The sequence below is a fragment of the Bradyrhizobium sp. SZCCHNRI1009 genome (genome assembly GCF_032487575.1).
Classification (GTDB): Bacteria; Pseudomonadota; Alphaproteobacteria; order Rhizobiales; family Xanthobacteraceae; genus Bradyrhizobium.
Genome location: NZ_JAUEUL010000033.1, coordinates 32,966 through 51,486, shown reverse-complemented (window position 1 = coordinate 51,486; position 18,521 = coordinate 32,966). Strand labels below are relative to the sequence as shown.

General features: G+C 65.7%; 18 protein-coding genes. 7 read left to right on the top strand and 11 right to left on the bottom strand.

The genetic code is table 11. The annotated features are described in order from the left end of the window. Positions 1–788: 788 nt before the first annotated feature. The gene (locus QX010_RS31085) at positions 789–2,006 is read left to right on the top strand and encodes a bifunctional alpha/beta hydrolase/OsmC family protein (protein ID WP_316183431.1); all 1,218 of its coding nucleotides are present in this window, start codon (positions 789–791) and stop codon (positions 2,004–2,006) included. Here QX010_RS31085 and QX010_RS31080 read toward each other — a convergent pair whose 3' ends face one another. Further along, complete coding sequence (locus QX010_RS31080; protein WP_315801347.1) at positions 2,007–3,080, bottom strand: YeeE/YedE family protein; 1,074 nt, start codon at positions 3,078–3,080, stop codon at positions 2,007–2,009. It lies immediately after the preceding gene. A gap of 215 nt (positions 3,081–3,295) precedes the next feature. On the opposite strand from QX010_RS31080, the gene paaI reads away from it, so the two are divergent. Then, positions 3,296–3,757, top strand: a complete 462-nt coding sequence (paaI, locus tag QX010_RS31075) for a hydroxyphenylacetyl-CoA thioesterase PaaI (protein WP_315801348.1) — start codon at positions 3,296–3,298, stop codon at positions 3,755–3,757. 4 nt (positions 3,758–3,761) lie between these two features. Beyond that, on the top strand, positions 3,762–5,090 hold the full coding sequence (gene paaK / locus QX010_RS31070; RefSeq protein ID WP_316183430.1) for a phenylacetate--CoA ligase PaaK: 1,329 nt from the start codon (positions 3,762–3,764) through the stop codon (positions 5,088–5,090). Positions 5,091–5,179: 89 nt separating this feature from the next. Here paaK and paaE read toward each other — a convergent pair whose 3' ends face one another. The 8 genes from paaE to QX010_RS31030 all read right to left on the bottom strand — a co-directional run bounded on the left by paaE (position 5,180) and on the right by QX010_RS31030 (position 11,560). Next, positions 5,180–6,259 (bottom strand): 1,2-phenylacetyl-CoA epoxidase subunit PaaE, encoded by a 1,080-nt coding sequence (paaE, locus tag QX010_RS31065; protein WP_316183429.1) that lies wholly within the window; start codon positions 6,257–6,259, stop codon positions 5,180–5,182. Positions 6,260–6,364: 105 nt separating this feature from the next. Continuing rightward, the gene (gene paaD, locus QX010_RS31060) at positions 6,365–6,868 is read right to left on the bottom strand and encodes a 1,2-phenylacetyl-CoA epoxidase subunit PaaD (RefSeq protein WP_315801351.1); all 504 of its coding nucleotides are present in this window, start codon (positions 6,866–6,868) and stop codon (positions 6,365–6,367) included. Beyond that, on the bottom strand, positions 6,862–7,638 hold the full coding sequence (gene paaC / locus QX010_RS31055) for a 1,2-phenylacetyl-CoA epoxidase subunit PaaC (RefSeq protein ID WP_316183428.1): 777 nt from the start codon (positions 7,636–7,638) through the stop codon (positions 6,862–6,864). Before paaC ends, paaD begins: the two co-directional genes overlap by 7 nt. A 141-nt stretch (positions 7,639–7,779) precedes the next feature. After that, entirely contained in the window at positions 7,780–8,067 is a 288-nt protein-coding gene (paaB, locus tag QX010_RS31050) for a 1,2-phenylacetyl-CoA epoxidase subunit PaaB (protein WP_316183427.1), read from the bottom strand. A 15-nt stretch (positions 8,068–8,082) separates the two neighbouring features. Further along, the gene (paaA, locus tag QX010_RS31045; protein ID WP_316183426.1) at positions 8,083–9,072 is read right to left on the bottom strand and encodes a 1,2-phenylacetyl-CoA epoxidase subunit PaaA; all 990 of its coding nucleotides are present in this window, start codon (positions 9,070–9,072) and stop codon (positions 8,083–8,085) included. A 78-nt stretch (positions 9,073–9,150) separates the two neighbouring features. Next, positions 9,151–10,032, bottom strand: a complete 882-nt coding sequence (gene paaX / locus QX010_RS31040; RefSeq protein ID WP_315801354.1) for a phenylacetic acid degradation operon negative regulatory protein PaaX — start codon at positions 10,030–10,032, stop codon at positions 9,151–9,153. 91 nt (positions 10,033–10,123) lie between these two features. After that, positions 10,124–10,600, bottom strand: a complete 477-nt coding sequence (locus QX010_RS31035; RefSeq protein ID WP_315801355.1) for a phasin — start codon at positions 10,598–10,600, stop codon at positions 10,124–10,126. A gap of 150 nt (positions 10,601–10,750) precedes the next feature. Further along, the gene (locus QX010_RS31030; RefSeq protein WP_316183425.1) at positions 10,751–11,560 is read right to left on the bottom strand and encodes a hypothetical protein; all 810 of its coding nucleotides are present in this window, start codon (positions 11,558–11,560) and stop codon (positions 10,751–10,753) included. A gap of 146 nt (positions 11,561–11,706) precedes the next feature. Here QX010_RS31030 and QX010_RS31025 point away from each other — a divergent pair, with 146 nt between their 5' ends. After that, positions 11,707–12,627: an alpha/beta hydrolase gene (locus QX010_RS31025; protein ID WP_316183424.1), complete on the top strand. Its 921-nt coding sequence runs from the start codon at positions 11,707–11,709 to the stop codon at positions 12,625–12,627. A 286-nt stretch (positions 12,628–12,913) separates the two neighbouring features. On the opposite strand, the gene QX010_RS31020 is transcribed toward QX010_RS31025, so the two are convergent. Together QX010_RS31020 and QX010_RS31015 are read right to left on the bottom strand one after the other, a co-directional pair. Further along, the gene (locus tag QX010_RS31020; RefSeq protein WP_316183423.1) at positions 12,914–13,918 is read right to left on the bottom strand and encodes an alpha/beta hydrolase; all 1,005 of its coding nucleotides are present in this window, start codon (positions 13,916–13,918) and stop codon (positions 12,914–12,916) included. Between the two features lie 139 nt (positions 13,919–14,057). Next, a complete protein-coding gene (locus tag QX010_RS31015) occupies positions 14,058–14,318 on the bottom strand; it encodes a DUF6489 family protein (RefSeq protein ID WP_315801359.1) in 261 nt (86 codons plus the stop codon). Positions 14,319–14,841: 523 nt separating this feature from the next. Between QX010_RS31015 and QX010_RS31010 the strand changes: the two genes are divergently transcribed. The 3 genes from QX010_RS31010 (at position 14,842) to QX010_RS31000 (ending at position 18,494) form a co-directional block, all read left to right on the top strand. After that, a complete protein-coding gene (locus tag QX010_RS31010; RefSeq protein WP_316183422.1) occupies positions 14,842–16,437 on the top strand; it encodes an ABC transporter substrate-binding protein in 1,596 nt (531 codons plus the stop codon). Between the two features lie 108 nt (positions 16,438–16,545). Then, positions 16,546–17,526: an ABC transporter permease gene (locus tag QX010_RS31005; RefSeq protein ID WP_316183421.1), complete on the top strand. Its 981-nt coding sequence runs from the start codon at positions 16,546–16,548 to the stop codon at positions 17,524–17,526. A gap of 2 nt (positions 17,527–17,528) precedes the next feature. After that, positions 17,529–18,494, top strand: coding sequence for an ABC transporter permease (locus tag QX010_RS31000; RefSeq protein ID WP_316183420.1), 966 nt, complete (start codon positions 17,529–17,531; stop codon positions 18,492–18,494). The last annotated feature ends 27 nt before the right edge of the window (positions 18,495–18,521 follow it).

Genomic DNA, 18,521 nt, shown 5'->3' with positions numbered 1-18,521 from the left:
CGCAAAACCTCATGCACCGCAGGAGGATCGATGGACTGCTCGATCCTCCACAGTCTCTCACCCGAGACGACCGCCAGATGAGCCTTAGTATATGCTAAAACCTCAACCGGACAGCCGTGGGACAACCCCGGCCATGACGATGAGGAGACAGGTGAGCGCAAAACTCCGCTCGCAGATAGCCTTGGCACCCGGGCGGTATTGCCGCTATTGCCAAAGCTCGCATCCCAAAACATTCCCCTTGCCAATTTCTGAAAATCGTTATTTACTCCCACCGTCCCGCCTCGTTGCAGAGGGGCGTATCGCGATCGTCACGGACGTGGAGCGCGGGATGCGGTGGGCGCAACGGGTCGCAGCATGGTTGTCCATGCGGACGAACGATCCGGTGCGCACGGTGAAATCGTGTGGTCTCGGCGCCGCGGTGCTGGCGTCAAGTCGTGGTGCGGTTGACGCGCATCGCGATGACGGGGGCAAGACAGCCGTTCCCCGGAGAGAGCGCGTATAAGCCGTTCCAACCATTGCGCAGGGAAGGCCGGGATGTCCTCAGCCGAACCTGTGGTTCTGCCGTCTGCATTTTTTCCGCAGGCGGGCCATGGGGGCGGCAGGCTCCCGGCCTTCCCTGCGCCCTCTCGTTTCAAGAGGGCGAATAGCCGCAAAGCTCGGGCCGTGCGGGCCGCGAGAATGCGCCATCATGTCTGCGCGTATGGCCATATCTGTTGTATGACGATGTGAGACGATGCGGTGTCGTCGCCTCGAGCGGCCGTGAAGACGCAACAAATGGGGACCACATCATGCCAACCGAACGTTTCCAGTTTGAAGGCGCCAGCGGCGACAAGCTTTCTGCCGCGCTCGATCTGCCCGGCGGCGCGCCGCGCGCTTACGCGCTGTTCGCGCATTGCTTCTCCTGCGGCAAGGACACCCACGCCGCGCGGCGCATCGCCATGGCGCTGACGGCGCATGGCATCGCCGTGCTGCGGTTCGACTTCACCGGCCTCGGCTCCAGCGAAGGCGACTTCGCCAACACGACGTTCTCCTCCAACGTCGCCGACCTCGTCCGCGCCGCCAATCATCTGCGTGAAACGCGGCAGGCGCCGGCCATCCTGATCGGCCACAGCCTCGGCGGCGCCGCCGTGCTGGCCGCGGCCGGCGACATCCCCGATGCGAAGGCGGTGGTGACGATCGCGGCGCCGTCGGATCCGGCCCATGTGACGGCGCTGTTCAAGGACCGACTCGAGGCGATCCGCCGCGACGGCTCGGCCGAGGTCTCGCTCGCGGGGCGCCCGTTCCGGATCAGCAGCTCCTTCCTCGACGACATCGCCGAGCAGCGCCTGCTCGACAAGATCAAGCATCTGCACAAGGCGCTGCTGGTGATGCACTCGCCCCTCGACGACACCGTCGGTATCGACAACGCAACGAAGATCTTCGTCGCCGCCAGGCATCCCAAGAGCTTCATCTCGCTCGATCACGCCGATCATCTCATCAGCGGGAAGGAGGACGCCGCCTACATCGCCGAGGTGATCGCGAGCTGGGCCGGCCGCTACGTCGCGCCGGAGGCCGCCGAGCCGGCGCCCGCGGATGGCCCGCGCGACGTGGTCGTGCGCGAGACCAGGTCGAGCAAGCTGCAGCAGGCCATCGCGCTCGGCCCGCATCATCTCACCGCTGACGAGCCGCTCTCCGTCGGCGGCCAGGATACCGGCCCGGGCCCCTACGACCTGCTGCTCGCGGCGCTCGGCGCCTGCACCTCGATGACGATGCGGCTCTATGCCGACCGCAAATCCCTGCCGCTCGACCGCATCACGGTCACCCTGCGCCACAGCAAGATCCATGCGGAAGATTGCGCGGAATGCGAGACCAAGGTCGGGCTGATCGATCAGCTCGACCGCGAGATCCACCTCGACGGCGCGCTCGATGAGGAGCAGCGCAGGAAGCTGATGGAGATCGCCGACAAATGCCCGGTGCACCGGACGCTGACGTCGGAGATCCGCATCGTCACGCGCGCGGCGGAGTGATCAACGCGCCGCCTGCGGCTCGATCTTCAGCGGCCTGACGCGCAACGCTCCGCGCAGGCCGGCCGCCGTGCCGATGAAGATGCCGGCGATGGCGACGAACGAGGGCAGCGCCAGGGTCGACAGTCCCGTGAGCCCCTGCCCGACCGAGCAGCCCAGCGCCATCACGCCGCCGATGCCCATCAGCGCGGCGCCGCCCGCCGAGCGCAGCATATGCTGCGGCGAATGAAAGCCCTCGAGCTTGAAGCGGCGCGTCGCCACGGCGGTAACGAGGCTGCCGGCGAGCACCCCGGCCACGGTGGCGATGCCGAAATTCGCGGTCGAGCCGGTCGACAGCATGATGTATTGCAGGGCATCGGCGATCGGCGCGACGAAGGTCAGGGACGCCACCGGCACGGGGTTGAAATCGTCCGCGCCGAGATAGCCGGTCGCGAACCAGCCGGCTGCGATCAGCAGGCCGACGATGAGGCCCGCGAGCATCTGGCCGGGCGCGCGCCGGAAGGGCGCATGCGCAAAGGCGAAGACGATCAGCGCGCCGCCGAGCGCGAGCGCCGGCAGCAGCCGCGCCGCTGCACCATGCAGGCCACCGACCGAGAGCACGGCCGGCAGCGACGTCGCGGTCGCCGTGGTCTGCGAGCCCTGCATCAGCGCGATGCGCAGCGGCGCGATCAGGCCCTTCAAGGTCATCTCGGCGGCGATCGCCAGCACCGTCACGACAACGAAGGAGCGCAGATTGCCGCGGCCGAGCAGCACCAGCGCGCGCGAGCCGCAGCCATTGGCGAGCACCATGCCGTAGCCGAACAGGACACCGCCGGCGAACATCAGCGGCACCGAGAAGGTCGGCTGCAGATAGATCGACTTGCCGAGATCGACGGCGCCGTTGGCCGCGAGCAGCTGTGTGGCGATGATGGCGATGCCCATCGCCAGGGCGTAACTTCGCACCAGGCGGCTGTCGCCGTCGGCCCACCAGCCGCGCAGGCTGCTCATCATGCAGAAGCCGCTGAGCAGCCCCACCACGCCATAGACCAGGCCGATCCCGAGACCGGTTACGACGGCGACATCAGCAGCTTCCGGCACGCGCAGGAGTCCTTCTGGTTGCGGAAAAGAGGCGGCGGCACGCGGGCTGCGCAAGCACCGCTTTCGCTTGACGCGCGCGGATTATTCGCCACGATATCGAGCTTAACTAGTTCAGAATGCTTGTTCCAACAAGCATCAACGGGAGAGAATGCCGTGGTGTCACCAGCGCATCCTCATGCGCCGATCTTGGCCTGTTCGCCGCCGGGGGCTCGCCGGTGAGTGGCGCGGCCCCGCTCTCCCCCGACGCGCTCGCCCGCGCTTGCGCCGACGCCATGTGGCAGGACGATCGCGCCAGCCAGGGCCTGGGCATGCAGATCATCGAAATCGGCCCGGGCTGCGCGACGCTGCGCATGACCATCCAGCCGCACATGGTCAATGGCCACGGCATCGCCCATGGCGGCTTCATCTTCACGCTGGCCGATTCCGCGTTCGCGTTCGCCTGCAACTCCCACAATGACCGCACCGTGGCGGCCCAGGGCAGTATCAGCTTCATCCGGCCGGGCAAGCTCGGCGATGTGCTGACCGCCCGCGCCAGCGAGGTGTCGCGCAGCGGCCGCTCCGGCATCTACGACGTTCGCGTCACCGCTGAAGACACCGTGATCGCGGAGTTTCGCGGCCATTCCCGCAGCATCGGCGGCACGCTGGTGCCGACCCCCACGGCTCCGCCGGAGGACTGACACGATGACATCGAGCAAACCTCAACCGGCCGGCAGCTACGTACCCGAGATGGACGACACCGAGCGCGCCTCGCGCGACCAAATCATGGCGCTGCAGACCAAGCGCCTCGCCTGGTCGCTGACGCACGCCTATGACAACGTCGCCCATTACCGTCGCACCTTCGACAAGGCTGGCGTGCATCCCTCCGACTTCCGCGAGCTCGCCGACCTCGCCAAGTTTCCGTTCACGGTCAAGACGGACCTGCGCGACAATTACCCGTTCAACATGTTCGCCGTGCCGCGCGAGCAACTGGTGCGGGTGCATGCCTCGTCGGGCACGACGGGCAAGCCGATCGTGGTCGGCTATACCCGCAACGATATCGCGACCTGGTCCACCGTCATGGCGCGCTCGATCCGCGCTGCCGGCGGCCGCAGCGGCATGATCATCCACAATGCCTATGGTTACGGCCTGTTCACCGGCGGTCTCGGCGTCCATTACGGCGCCGAGCAGCTCGGCTGCACGGTGGTGCCGATCTCCGGCGGCATGACCGAGCGGCAGGTGCAGTTGATCAATGATTTCAGGCCCGACATCATCACGGTGACGCCGAGCTACATGCTGGCCATCCTCGACGAGTTCAAGCGCCAGGGGCTCGACCCGCGGCAGAGCTCGCTCAAGATCGGCATCTTCGGCGCCGAGCCATGGACCAATGCGATGCGCGCCGAGATCGAGGATGCGTTCGCGATGGACGCCACCGACATCTACGGCCTGTCCGAGGTGATCGGTCCGGGTGTGGCGCAGGAATGCCTGGAGACCAAGGACGGGCTGCACATCTGGGAGGATCATTTCTATCCGGAGATCGTCGATCCCGACACCGGCAAGGTGCTGCCCGACGGCGAGATCGGCGAGCTGGTGTTCACCTCGTTGACCAAGGAGGCCTTTCCCGTCATCCGCTATCGCACCCGCGATCTGACGCGACTGCTGCCGGGCACCGCGCGGCCGGGCATGCGCCGCATGGAGAAGGTCACGGGCCGTTCCGACGACATGATCATCTTGCGCGGCGTGAATCTGTTTCCGTCGCAGATCGAGGAGATCCTGCTGTCGACCGAATGGTGCGGCGGCCATTTCATGCTGGAGCTGACCCGCGAAGGCCGCATGGACGAGCTGACGATCTACGCGGAGTCGCGCCCGGAGCACTGGGACGAGACCGGCCTCGGCGCGCACGCCGAGCGGATCTCGATCCACATCAAGAACACCATCGGCCTGACCGCCAAGGTGAAGGTGGTGGCACCAGACACGCTGGAGCGCTCGGCCGGCAAGGCGAAACGGATCAAGGACAAGCGGCCGGTGGGGTAGTTGGGGAGTGCGCCGCGCTGTCACCCCTCATGGTGAGGAGCGCCGAAGGCGCATCTCGAACGACGAGTCCCGCTCCATACATCGCCATCTCACATATGATCGTAATCCACCACCACCCGCTCCGTCACCGGCTTGGCCTGGCACGTCAGCACGAATCCGGCCTTGAGCTCCCACGGCTCCAGCGAGTAGTTCAGCTCCATCTCGGCCTTGCCTTCGACCAGCTTGGCGCGGCAGGTGGAGCACATGCCGCCCTTGCAGGCGAATGGCAGGTCGACGCCGGCGCGGAGTGCGGCGTCGAGGATGGCCTCGCCGTCGGCGACCGGGACCTCGCGGCGCTTGCCGTCGATGATCAGGGCGGCGACCGCCTTGGGCGGCGCCGTATCGGGCACGACAGCTCTCGGCCGCGGCTTGCCGCCCGCACCGGAGACGAAGCGCTCGACATGGATGCGCTCGTCGGCAATGCCGAGGATGTGGCAGGCAGCCTCGATGTCCTCGCTCATCCCGGTCGGACCGCAGATGAAAACGTGGTCGACCGTCTCCGCCGGCACCAGCGAGCGCAAGAGCATACGCACCTTTTCGCCGTCGAGACGACCGTGCAGGATCGGAAGATCCTGCTCCTCGCCGGAGATGACGTGGAACACCGAGAAGCGGTCGAGGAAGCGATCCTTCAGCTCCTCCAGTTGCTCGCGGAACAGCATGCCGGCGGTCGTGCGGTTGCCGTAGAACAGGAAGAAGCGGCTGTCCGGCTCGCGCGCCAGCACGGCCTTCACGATCGACAGGATCGGCGTGATGCCCGAGCCAGCGGCAAATCCGACATGGGTGCGCGCCGCCGCAGGATCCAGCGCCACGCCAAAACGTCCGGTCGGCGTCATCACGTCGATCTCGTCGCCGCGCTTCAATTCGTCGGTGACGAAGCTCGAGAACGCGCCGCCATCGACGCGCTTCACGGCGATGCGGATCTCGTTGTCATCGGGGCCGGAGCAGATCGAATAAGAGCGCCGGACTTCCTCGCCGCCGAGCGTCGTCTTCAGCGTGAGATACTGTCCGGGCGCGAAGCGATAGTCGTCCGCGAGTTCGTTTGGAATGGCAAACGTCAGCGACACCGCATCCGGTGCCTCCCGGCGCAGGTCACGGATGGCGAGACGGTGAAAGCGCGGCGTTGTCGACATCGAACCTATCCTCACGTCATTGCGAGGAGCGAAGCGACGAAGCAATCCAGGGCTCCGGGCGTGGCCCTGGATCGCGTCGCTGCGCTCGCGATGACGGCTTTAGCATCAGTGACACTTGAAGTAATCGAACGGCTCGCGGCACGATCTGCAGCGCCACAACGCCTTGCACGAGGTCGAGCCGAACTCGGCGAGTTGCTCGGTGTCATCAGACCCGCATTGCGGACACGCCACCTCGGCCACACCAAACAGCGCGCGCCGGCCACTCGACGGCGGCGGCGGCGCGATGCCGTACTCCCGCAGCTTGCGTCGCCCTTCCTCGCTCATCCAGTCCGTGGTCCAGGCCGGCGACAGCACAATGCGCACGCTGGCCTCGCGGAAGCCGGCGCGCTCCAGCGCCAGCTCGATCTCCAGCGCGATCATGTTCATCGCCGGGCAGCCGGAATAGGTCGGCGTGATCGCGACCTCCACCCGTTCCCCGACCACCTCGACCTCGCGCAGCACGCCGAGATCGTCGATCGTCAGCACCGGGATTTCCGGATCGGCCACCGACGCCGCCGCCTCCCAGGCGCGCTGGCGGAGTTCGGCAGGACTGGTGTCGGCGACTACCACGTCGCACCGGGGAAGCTGCGCTGCATGTATTGCAGCTCGCTGAGGAGATGGCCGAGATGCTCGCTGTGGCGGCCGTCGCGGCCGCCCTGCTGCATCCAGTCGTTCTCAGGCAGCACGAGGGTCGCCTCGCGCGCGACATGCGAGACGATCGACAGCCATTCCGGCAGCAGCATCGTCGGGTCGATCGCGATGCCGGCATCGATCAGTCCGCGCTCGGAGTCGTCGACGCTGAACATCTCGCCGGTGTACGCCCAGAGATCGTCGACCGCGGCCTGCGCGCGGCGGTGGCTCTCGTCGGTGCCGTCCCCGAGCCGGATCACCCACTCGCTGGCATGGCGCAGATGATAGGCGGATTCCTTCTCCGACTTGGCCGCGATGGCGGCGAGCGTCGCATCGGTCGAGCCCATCATGCCGCGCCAATACAGATCGGCGAAAGCCGCGTAGAACAGCTGCCGCACCATCGTGTGCGCGAAATCGCCATTCGGACGCTCGACCAGCAGCAGGTTGCGGTACTGCCTGACGTCCCGGAGATAAGCGAGCTTATCCTCGTCATTGTCGCGGCCCTCGACCTTTGCCGCGTAGCCATAGAGCTCGCGCGCCTGGCCGATCAGGTCGAGCGCCATGTTGGACAGCGCCATGTCCTCTTCGAGCATGGGCGCGTGGCCGCACCATTCGGAGAGGCGATGACCGAGGATCAGCGCATCATCGGCGCGGCGCAAGGTGTAGAGCACCAGCGGCGTTTCGGAGACAGTGATCGAGGGGGCGGTCATGACGTTTCGCCTCTGAAGCCACGCATTTGACCTCCTCCAGGAGCCCGCCGCAGGCGGGCGTCTCGAGGATGGGCCAGGAGCCGTATCGGGCCTCATGGTTCGAGACGGCGCTGCGCGCCTCCTCACCATGAGGAGTTGCACCTACATATGTCCGACTTCATCGGGCACTTCATAAAAGGTCGGATGCCGATAGATCTTCGTTTCCGCCGGCTCGAACATCATGCCCTTGTCGGCGGGATCGGACGCGGTGATGGCGCTCGACGGCACCACCCAGATCGACAGGCCCTCGCCGCGGCGGGTGTAGAGGTCGCGCGCGGCCTGCAGCGCCATGGTCGCGTCCGGCGCATGCAGCGAGCCGCAATGCTTGTGCGCGAGCCCGTTGCGGCTGCGGATGAAGACCTCCCACAACGGCGTGTTCGGCGTCGCCATCTCGCTCTCCCTTGTCTATTCGGCGGCCTGCGCCATCCGGCGCTGCGCGCGCTTCTCGGCGTAGGCGGCCGCGGCTTCGCGCACCCACGCGCCGTCGGCATGCGCCTTGCGGCGCGCCGCCATACGGTCGCGGTTGCACGGGCCGTTGCCGGCCAGCACCTGCTTGAACTCGTTCCAGTCGATCGGACCGTGCTGCCAGTGGCCCTGCTCGTCCTGCGTCATCGCTGGATCGGGAATCGTCAGGCCGAGATACTGCGCCTGCGGCACGGTGGCATCGATGAACTTCTGGCGCAGCTCGTCATTGGAGAAGCGCTTGATCTTCCACTTCGTCGAGGCGTCGCTGTGCTGGCTGGCCTGATCCGGCGGGCCGAACATCATCAGCACCGGCCACCACCATCTGTTCAACGCATCCTGCGCCATCGCCTTCTGCTCGGGCGTGCCGCGGCAGAGCGTGAGCATGATCTCGTAGCCCTGGCGCTGGTGGAACGATTCCTCCTTGCAGACGCGGATCATCGCGCGCGCATAGGGGCCGTAGGAGCAGCGGCACAGCGGGATCTGGTTCATGATCGCGGCGCCATCGACCAGCCAGCCGATCACGCCGATATCCGCCCAGGTCAAGGTCGGGTAGTTGAAGATCGAGGAGTACTTGGCCTTGCCGGCCAGCATCGCGTCAACCAGTTCCTCGCGCGAGGCGCCAAGCGTCTCGGCCGCGGCGTAGAGATACAGCCCATGGCCGCATTCGTCCTGGACCTTGGCGAGCAACGCCGCCTTGCGGCGCAGGCTCGGCGCGCGCGTGATCCAGTTGCCCTCGGGCAGCATGCCGACGATCTCGGAATGGGCGTGCTGGGAAATCTGCCGGACCAGCGTCTTGCGATAGGCCGACGGCATCCAGTCGTTCGGCTCGATGCGCTCCTCGGCATCGATGCGCGCCTGAAAGCGCGAGGCGCGTCCGGCGTCCTCGGCGAAGCTGCCCTCCTCGGGCGAATTGAGCGCCTGCGTGTACATGCGGCGGCGTCCTCCCAGGACTTGGTTGCCGCCAATATATAACGAGATTTTATCCGTGCAATCGAATTCTGTAATATATCAGCCCACCTCATGGGCATCGGCGAACCGCCGCAGCAGCGTCGCGCCGGCCGCAGGCAAAGGCCCCTCTTCATTGGTCGCGTGAGCGTCGAGCCATCGCTCGGAACCCGGCAGCAGCAGCCGGTAGATGTCGCCGCAGAGCACACGCGCTTGTCGTCCCGGCCAGTTCCCAGGCAGCAGCTCGGCCGGCAGCAAGGGATCGCGCAGCACGATGCGGCGGTAGTGATGGATCAGCAGGATGCGGGCGGTGAAGGCCTGGCCGTCGGACAGCGGCTCGCCGCGTTCGATGCTGGCCTTGAGCGGCGCAAAGGAGGCGCTGAACTTGCGATAGGCTTCCGCAGTCCGCTCCAGCGCCCAGCTCTCGGCGACCAGCCGCCGCGCCATATCCGAGCCTGCGGAGGCCTGCAGGCGGACCGCCCCCTCCACCGCGTCCGGCACGGCGATGCTCGAGGGCGCCACGAACACGCCCGGCAGCGGGCTGCCGAAGCCGGCGTCGCGCAGCGCGATCCGCGCCTGCTCGCGGTCATCAGCGCTGCCGATGAGCAGCAGTTCGAAGCTGCCGTTCCATTCCGCCGGCGGCGAATCGTAGATGTGGCGGGTGGCGCCGGCAAAGGTCTGCTCGCCGCGCCGGGTCAGGCGATAGAAGCTGTTGCGGCCGCTCTTCGTCCGCTCGAACCAGCCTTCCGCCGTCAGCCGCGACATCGCGGTGCGCACCACGCTGCCGTCGATCGCGAGCCCTTCGAAGAAGGCCAGCAGACTGCCGAGCCAGACGCTGCCGCCGCGCGGCACGATGGCGTCGCCGAACACGGTGATGATCAGCGAGCCCGTGCGCGACGGCTCGCTCTTGAGCTCATGGACGATGCGGGACAGCGGCTGCGGCATGGTGCAGGCTTTAGCCGGTTTCGCCCGATCGCAAAAGAAAAGGCCCGCATGGAGCGGGCCTTGCAGATGGATCGACTGACGCGCAAGGCGATCAGGCGGTCTTGTTGTAGGCCTTGGCCATGTTCTCCTGCGCGAGCTTGGCACCCTCGGTGACGAGCTTGCCGACATACTCGCTGGTCGACTTGGCGCGGGCGACGAGCGCCTCGCCACGGGCACGGGCCAGCTCACCCTGGATCTGAACGGCTTCGCTGATCGACTTCGCGGACGCCAGCTTGTCCAGGCCGTCGAAGAACGCTTCGGTGTCCTGATACAGCGCCTGCTGGATGTTGCGGCTGATCTTGCCGGCCTCGGTCACGCCGTCGAACACGGCGGTTTCGATCGCCGACGTCACCTTCTCGGAGCCAGCGAGGGCCTCCGCAGCGCGCTCCTTGGCGGTCGACGCGGTCTTCTTGACGAACTCCCGCGCGGACTCCGGCACTTCCATCGTCTGCAGGTTCTTGAACGCGTCGGTCACCGGCGCAAAGGCATCCTTGACGGTGTCGAACACGGTATTGGTCTCGGTGGTCATGGCTGTCTCCATCCTCAATGCTTCTGAGCTATGGCTCGCTCCGTCCCTTATGAAACCGGAGTGACTCAGCTATACCAGCATACATAGTGCATCGCAACAAAAATGTTGCAATGCACCATCCAGGGAGGATGGGGGAAAGGCCGTCCCCGCTCAAGTGCCCGACGGCGCATCATTGCCTTGGCGCGAGCCTCGATCAGGGCCGCCCCCATGCTTCTTGTTGCGAGACTTTCCGGGCCGGACCGGCTCGGCCGTTCCCGGCGCGGTCTCGACCGCCGCGGGTTCTGGTTCCGCCGGCGGCGACGGTTTCATCACCCTGTCGAGCACCTCCCGGATCTCGCGCAGCTGCGCCTCGATGGACGCCATCGGGGCAGGACCGGACGGCTGCGCCGCCTTCAGAATCTGGTCGAGCAGCGCCTTGATCTCGCTCAACTGGGGCGTGACATCGATGGCAGGCTTCGTTCCGGGGGGCGGCGCTTTGGATGTGGCAACAAGCTCGTTGAGCAAGGCCTTGATCTCGTTGAGCTCAGGCGTGACGTCGACCGGAGCCGGCGCAACCGGCTGCGCCTTGGATGCGGCGAGAAGCGCGTCGAGCAAGCTCTTGATCTCATTCAACTGGGGAGCGAGATCCACCGGCGGTTTCGATGCCGGCAGCGGCACCTTCGCGGCGCCCAGCAGCTCCTTCAACAGCGCCCGCGTCTCCGCCAGTTCGCCTTCGATCGACGCCAGCCGCTCGTTGAGCGCAGTCAGTTGACCGCGGCTCGGCACGTTCATGCCGGCGAAGTAGTTTTCCATCAGATCGGCCATGGGCTTCTGTCCGTTTCCAGAACCAGTTGCAGGATCGTCGGAGGATGAGCGGGCCGCGCCCAGCGGGCGCAATCGCGTGAAGGCCGTGAAGCTCTTCTGCATCTCACCGACCATCTGCTGCCAGAATGCGATCGGATCGCCGGACTTGTTCACCATCGGCACGCTCCTTCAGGCCACGCGGAGACTCAACACAACCTATCATAGCACGTCATCGCTGCGATGCGGGAGGATCATGGGGCCGCTTCTCTCTGTCGGCGGAACCATGCCATAGATGGCCTGTTGGCCTTGAACGAGGGATCATCGTGACTGCAAATGCTCATCAGCCGCCGCAGACCGTGCGCGCCAACGGTATCGACATCTGCTACGAGATCTTCGGCGACCCGGCGGCCCCTCCTCTCGTGCTGATCATGGGCCTCGGCGGGCAGATGATCATCTGGTACGATGAGTTCTGCGAACAGCTCGCAAGCTGCGGCTTTCGCGTGATCCGCTTCGACAACCGCGACATCGGCCAGTCGAGCAAGCTGCATGGCGGACGCCGCCTGACGCCGTTCGAGCTGCTCAAGCTGCGCTTCTTCAACATTCCCGTCGCCGCGCCCTACAAGCTGCTCGACATGGCCAAGGACACGGTCGGCCTGATGGACGCACTCGACATCAAGTCGGCGCATCTGGTCGGCGCGTCGATGGGCGGCATGATCGCGCAGGAGATCGCGATCTCCTTTCCGCATCGCGTGCGCTCGCTGACATCGATCATGTCGACGACCGGCAATCCGCGCATCCCGCCGCCGACGCGCGAGGTCGCGATGCTGCTGATGGCGCCGCCGCCGAAGACCAAGGACGAGTACATCAAGCGCTTCCAGAGGACCTGGAAGGCGCTGCGCGTCGGCTCCTTCCCCGAGGACGAGGCGAATGACGTGGCGCTCGCCGAACGCTGCTTCGCGCGCGGCATCAATCCCGCCGGCGTCGGACGTCAGTTGCGCGCGATCCTGGCCTCCGGCAGCCGCAAGCCGCGGCTGCATCTGGTGACCGCGCCGACACTCGTGATCCACGGCAAGGTCGACCCGCTGGTTCATCCCACCGCCGGCAAGGACACCGCGGAGTCGATTCCGAATGCCAAGCTCCTGATGATCGACGGCATGGGTCACGCCACCCCGCGGCCGATGTGGCCGCAGATCATCGACGCCATCGCCGAGCACGCGCGCGGCGCGAATGCGCAGGCGGCGTAGAATGGCAGTCGGTGGTCACCGCCGCCGCCCGGAAACGAGCTGTCGTCCCGGCGAACGCCGGGACCCATAACCACCGGCTTTGGTGATGGCGACGGGCTGTGGCTCCAGCCCGCTTCAGCCATCCGGGCCTGTGGTTATGGGTCCCGGATCGGCGCCTGCCGACGCGTTGCGTCGACAGGCTTGTCCGGGACGACTCCGGGACGACACATGTTGCTGAGGGTCGCTATTGCGTCACGCGACGCGAGTCTGTGTCTCAGCCGTTCTTCAAACGAACCGCCGGAAGCCCCTAACCGAACCTTCTTCGCCGCCATTCGATCAGCTTGGCGCTGACCTCCTCCGGCTGCTCCTGCTGCGTCCAGTGGCCGCTGTTGCGGACGAGATATTTCTCCAGGTCCGGGACAAGCTTCTCCATGCCGTCCGTGGCCGAGGGCGGCAGCACGGCGTCGTTCTCCGCCATGACCATCAGCGACGGCACGCGCACCGTATGGTCGAGCCCTTCGGCGCGCTGCCAGTTGCGCGTCATGTTGCGATACCAGTTGATGCCGCCGGTGAAACCGGTGCGCGTGAAGGTGTCGACGAACACCTGCTTCTCGGCCTCCGACAGGATCGGCTGCCGCGTGTCCTTGGCGGCGTCATAGGCCGCGATCATCTGCGGGAACGCCAGATTGAGCGACGGCGACGCTGCGATCCCTCCGGCCGGCGGCTCCGTCGGCGGCGCGTCGCTGCGCGGCAGCGGCTTGCGCATGAACGCATCGAAGGTCTCCGCGACACGGCTGCCGAAGATGCGGTCCGGCTCGCGTGCGGGATCCTGGAACTGCACGATGTACATCATGTCGCCGAACCGCTTGCGCATGATGGCGATGGGATCGGCAGGCGCGCGCGGCAGATGTGGCGTGTTGATGCCGACCACGCCCGCGACTCGGTCGGGGTATCGCAGCGGCATCTGCCAGACGACGAAGCCGCCCCAATCGTGTCCGACGAAGATCGCCTTGTCGATGTTGAGATGATCGAGCAGGCCGACGAGGTCGGCGGTGAGATGCTCGAGGTCATAGGCCTCGACCGGCTCCGGCCGGTCGGTCGCGCCATAGCCGCGCTGGTCGGGTGCGATGACGCGGATGCCAGCCTCGGCCAGCGCCTTGATCTGGTGCCGCCAGGAGAAGGCCAGCTCCGGCCAGCCGTGACAGAGGATCATCGGCGGCCTGTCGCTGACGGGGCCCGCTTCGTAATAGCCCATGCGAATGCCGTTGGTCGTCGCGAACTGCAGCGCCGGCATCCAAGACGGATCGGTCATGCATCCTCCCCTGAAGCTGTTCAGCCGGCCTTTTTCGACCGGTCTTCGGCTCCGGCGTGGAGCCTGCTCCATGCCGTGACGTCACGCCGCTTCTCCTCGGAGTTCCGCGCGAGCGAAATCCGAGCAGCCGTTTGCCGCGTCAGGCCGACTTCTTGTCGCTCGAACGGCTGCCGCCGAGGCCTGTCATGGTCAGCATCAGGTCCTGAAACCGTTCGGCCAGGCGAGGATCGAACGTGAACCAGCTCTGCATGATGGCTTCGGGCGTGAGCTTGTCGATGTTGCTCGTCATCTGATTCTGCAGCCGGTCCATGACCGCGGCCTGCATCGGACCGACATCGGGAAGTCCGAAAAACTGCCGCGCTTCGAGCGGTGTGCAATCGATCTCGATATTGACTTTCATGTCCGCTCCGCTGTTCGAACCATCCCGACGCCAGGCCCGGGCCGGGCTCCCTTCACAAGGAACGCCCATCCCGGACCCGCGGCAGGGATGTCCAGTATCGCCGCGCCGGCCCCCCTCTAGCAAGCGGCGCGTTGCTGCAGGTGCGCAATTCCCGGGACATGGTCAATCCGGCGGGCCGTCAGCCCAATCCGGACGCCGCCGCTCGCGTGCGCTGCACAGCGGCCGCGGGGGATAACCATATCGTTTAGGCTTAAACAAACTGCACTTGTGTGCCGCCGCTGAACTCTGGCAACATATTCGGATCGATCTGCCGCGGGTCGTACGGCGCACCGCCAGGCCAGAGCCAACGGGATCAGTTCATTCCGGCGCGGCATCAGACTTGCAAGCATATCGCCCGGCGTCTTGTTGCTTCTTGAAGTTCGTGCAAGAGGCGCTGCAGACAACACGAACTTCGAAGCAAAGCAGGCCGGACATAATCGCGCCTGCCGAAAAACCAAGCGTCAAACGCGGAGAATTTGGACATATGTCGGGACGCAAATCCCTGCTCATCGCGGCAGCGGTCGCATTCGGCCTCGCCGTCATGCCGGCCTCGGCCCAGACCCTGCGCTATGCCAACCAGGGCACCCTGAAATCGCTCGATCCCTACACCTTCAAGGAATCGACCACGATTGCGCACCATGCTCACGTCTATGAGGGGCTGACCGCGCGCGACAAGGATCTGAAGATCATCCCCGCGCTGGCCGAGAGCTGGGAAACGCCCGAGCCGACCCGCTGGCGCTTCCATCTGCGCAAGGGCGTCAAGTTCCACAATGGCGAACCCTTCACCGCCGACGACGTGATCTTCTCCGCCGATCGTGTCCGCGCCACCGGCTCCAACTTCCTCTCCAACGTTCCGCCGGACGCAAAATTCATCAAGGTCGACGACTACACCGTCGACGTGAAGCTCGATGCCCCCAATCCCATCCTGATCTCGCAGTGGGATACCTGGTACATCATGAGCAAGAAGTGGTGCGAGGACAACAACTCGGTCGCGCCGACGCCGGTGTCGGCAACCACGCCGAGCTACGCCGCGCTACATGAGAACGGCACCGGCCCCTTCATCATCGAAAGCCATCAGCCCGGTGTGAAGACCGTATTCAAGGTCAATCCGAACTGGTGGGGCAAGCCCGAGCACAATCTGAAGGAGATCGTGTTCACCACCATCGCCTCCGACGCCACGCGCGTCGCGGCGCTGCTGTCCGGCGAGGTCGACATCATCGAGCCGGTCCCGGTGCAGGATATCGGCCGCGTCGATTCCAGCCCGAACGCCCATGTCCTGAAGGGACCGGAGCTGCGCACGATCTTCCTCGGCATGGACGAGACGCGCGACGAGCTGTTGTACTCGAACGTCAAGGGCAAGAACCCGTTCAAGGACATCCGCGTGCGCGAGGCCTTCTACAAGGCGATCGACGTCGAGCTGATCAAGACCCGCGTCATGCGTGGCCTGTCGACGCCGTCGGCGCTGATGATCGCGCCGCAGCTCTATGCGCTGTCCAAGGACTTCACGCGGCCGAAATACGATCCGGACGCCGCCAAGAAGCTGCTGACCGAGGCCGGCTATCCCGACGGCTTCGAGGTCGGCATGGACTGCCCGAACGACCGCTACGTCAACGACGCCGCGATCTGCCAGGCCGTGGTCGGCATGCTCGCCCGCATCGGCGTCAAGGTGAACCTGAACGCGCAGCCCAAGGCGCAGTACTTCGCCAAGGTGCTGAAGCCCGGCGGCTACAACACCTCGTTCTTCCTGCTCGGCTGGACGCCCTCCTCGATGGATGCGCACAACGTGATGCACGACATCATGGGCTGCCGTGACGATGCCAAGGACCCGACCCGGGGCGAGGCCAATCTCGGCGATTACTGCAACAAGGAGTTCGACGCCCTGACCGACAAGGTCCTGGTCGAGACCGATACCGCCAAGCGCAATCAACTGATCAAGCAGGCGTTCGAGATCGGCATCAAGGATTACGGCTACATCCCGCTGCATCAGCAGGCGGTGGCCTGGGGCGTCTCGAAGAAGGTGAAGATTCCGCTGCGCGCCGACAACGCCGTGCTGTTGTTCCTCGCCACCAAGACCGAGTAGTCCTCACGCGACGACAAGTCCCGGAAAGCAGAACTGCTTTTCGGGACTTTTCATTTCCTGCGGCAGGTGCTACGCGCCGCCGCATCTCGAGGGACCTGAAAGGATCAGATGCTCGCCTTCGCGCTTCGCCGAGCAATTCAGGCCATCGGCGTCATGATCGCCGTCGGAATCATCGCGTTCGCCATGTTCCGCTTCGCCGGAGATCCGGTGAGCCAGCTGGTGCCGATCGATGCGTCGGCGGCGGAACGGGCCAGCATCCGCCAGTCGCTCGGGCTCGACGATCCCTTCATCGTGCAGTTCGGGCGCTATCTGTTCGACGCGGCGCAGTTCAAGTTCGGCGTCTCCTATCAGTTCCGGCAGCCGGTCTCCGATCTCCTCAAGGAGCGCATGCCCGCCACCCTGGAACTGGCGGTCTGCGCGACGATCCTGGCGCTGGTCTTCGGCATCCTGATGGGCGTGTTCTCGGCGCTGCACCGCGACTCTCTGCTCGCCAAGCTGTTCCAGATGCTGTCGCTGATCGGCATCTCCCTGCCGACCTTCCTGATCGGCATCCTCCTGATCTACCTGTTCTCGGTCACGCTGGGCTGGCTGCCGTCGTTCGGCCGCGGCGACACCGTCAGATTCGGCTGGTGGACATCGGGCCTGTTCACCGTCTCCGGCTGGAAGGCGCTGATCATGCCCTCGATCACGCTCGGCCTGTTCCAGATGACCTTGATCATGCGGCTGGTCCGCGCCGAGATGCTCGAGGTGCTGCGCACCGACTATATCCGCTTCGCCCGCGCCCGCGGGCTGACCACGCGCGCGATCCATTTCGGCCACGCGCTGCGCAATACGCTGGTGCCGGTGATCACCGTGGTCGGCCTGCAGTTCGGTTCGGTGATCGCGTTCTCGATCATCACCGAGCAGGTGTTCCAATGGCCGGGCATGGGCCTGTTGTTCGTCCAGGCGGTGCAGAATGTCGACATCCCGATCATGGCGGCCTACCTGATGATGGTGTCGCTGATCTTCGTCACCATCAATCTCGTGGTTGATATCCTCTACACCGTGGTCGATCCGCGCCTGCGCGCGACCATCAGCCGTCCGGCCTGATCATGAGCGACGCAGCCCTCCCCCACCCCACGCCGGTCGAGACGCCGCGCGCCGCCGACGGCTGGCTGAAGCGTGCGTTTGCGAGCGACCTGTTCTACTCGTTCCGCCGCTCGAAGCTGACGGTCGCCGCGGCCGTGATCACGCTGCTGTTCTTCCTGCTGGCGATCTTCGCGCCGCTGCTGTCGCCGCAGAACCCGTTCGACCCGGCGCAGTTGCAGCTCCTGAACTCGCGCATCTCGCCGCTGTGGACCGCCGACGGGCAGAGCCCGTTCCTGCTCGGCACCGACGAGCAGGGCCGTGACGTGCTCTCGGCCATCCTCTACGGCCTGCGCATCTCGCTCCTGGTCGGCATTCTCGGCGTCGCCTTTTCCGGTGCGCTCGGCATCGGTCTCGGGCTAATCGCGGGCTATTTCGGCGGCCGGGTCGACACCGTGATCATGCGCATCGCCGACGTCCAGCTCACCTTTCCGCCGATCCTGATTGCGCTCTTGGTCAACGGCATCGCCAAGTCCGTCTCCGGCAACCGGCTGGACTGGCTCAGCATGCTGGTCGTGCTGGTGCTGGCGATCGGCCTCTCCTTCTGGGTGCAGTATGCGCGCACGGTGCGCAGCTCGGTGCTGGTCGAGAAGAACAAGGACTACGTCGCCGCCGCACAACTGATCGGCCTGCCCGCGCCCGTCATCATGCTGCGCCACGTGCTGCCCAACACCACCGGTCCCGTGCTGGTGATCGCCACCATCAACCTCGCGCTGGCGATCATCACCGAGGCGACCCTGTCGTTCCTCGGCTCGGGCATGCCGGAGACGATGCCGTCGCTCGGGACCCTGATCCGGATCGGCAACAACTATCTGTTCGCCGGCGAATGGTGGATCGTCGCCTTCCCCGGCATCGCGCTCGCCGGGCTGATCCTCGCCATCAACCTGCTCGGCGACTGGCTGCGCGACGCCCTCAACCCGAAACTGCGATGACCCGCGTGTTTGCGTCCTTCCGAGGCT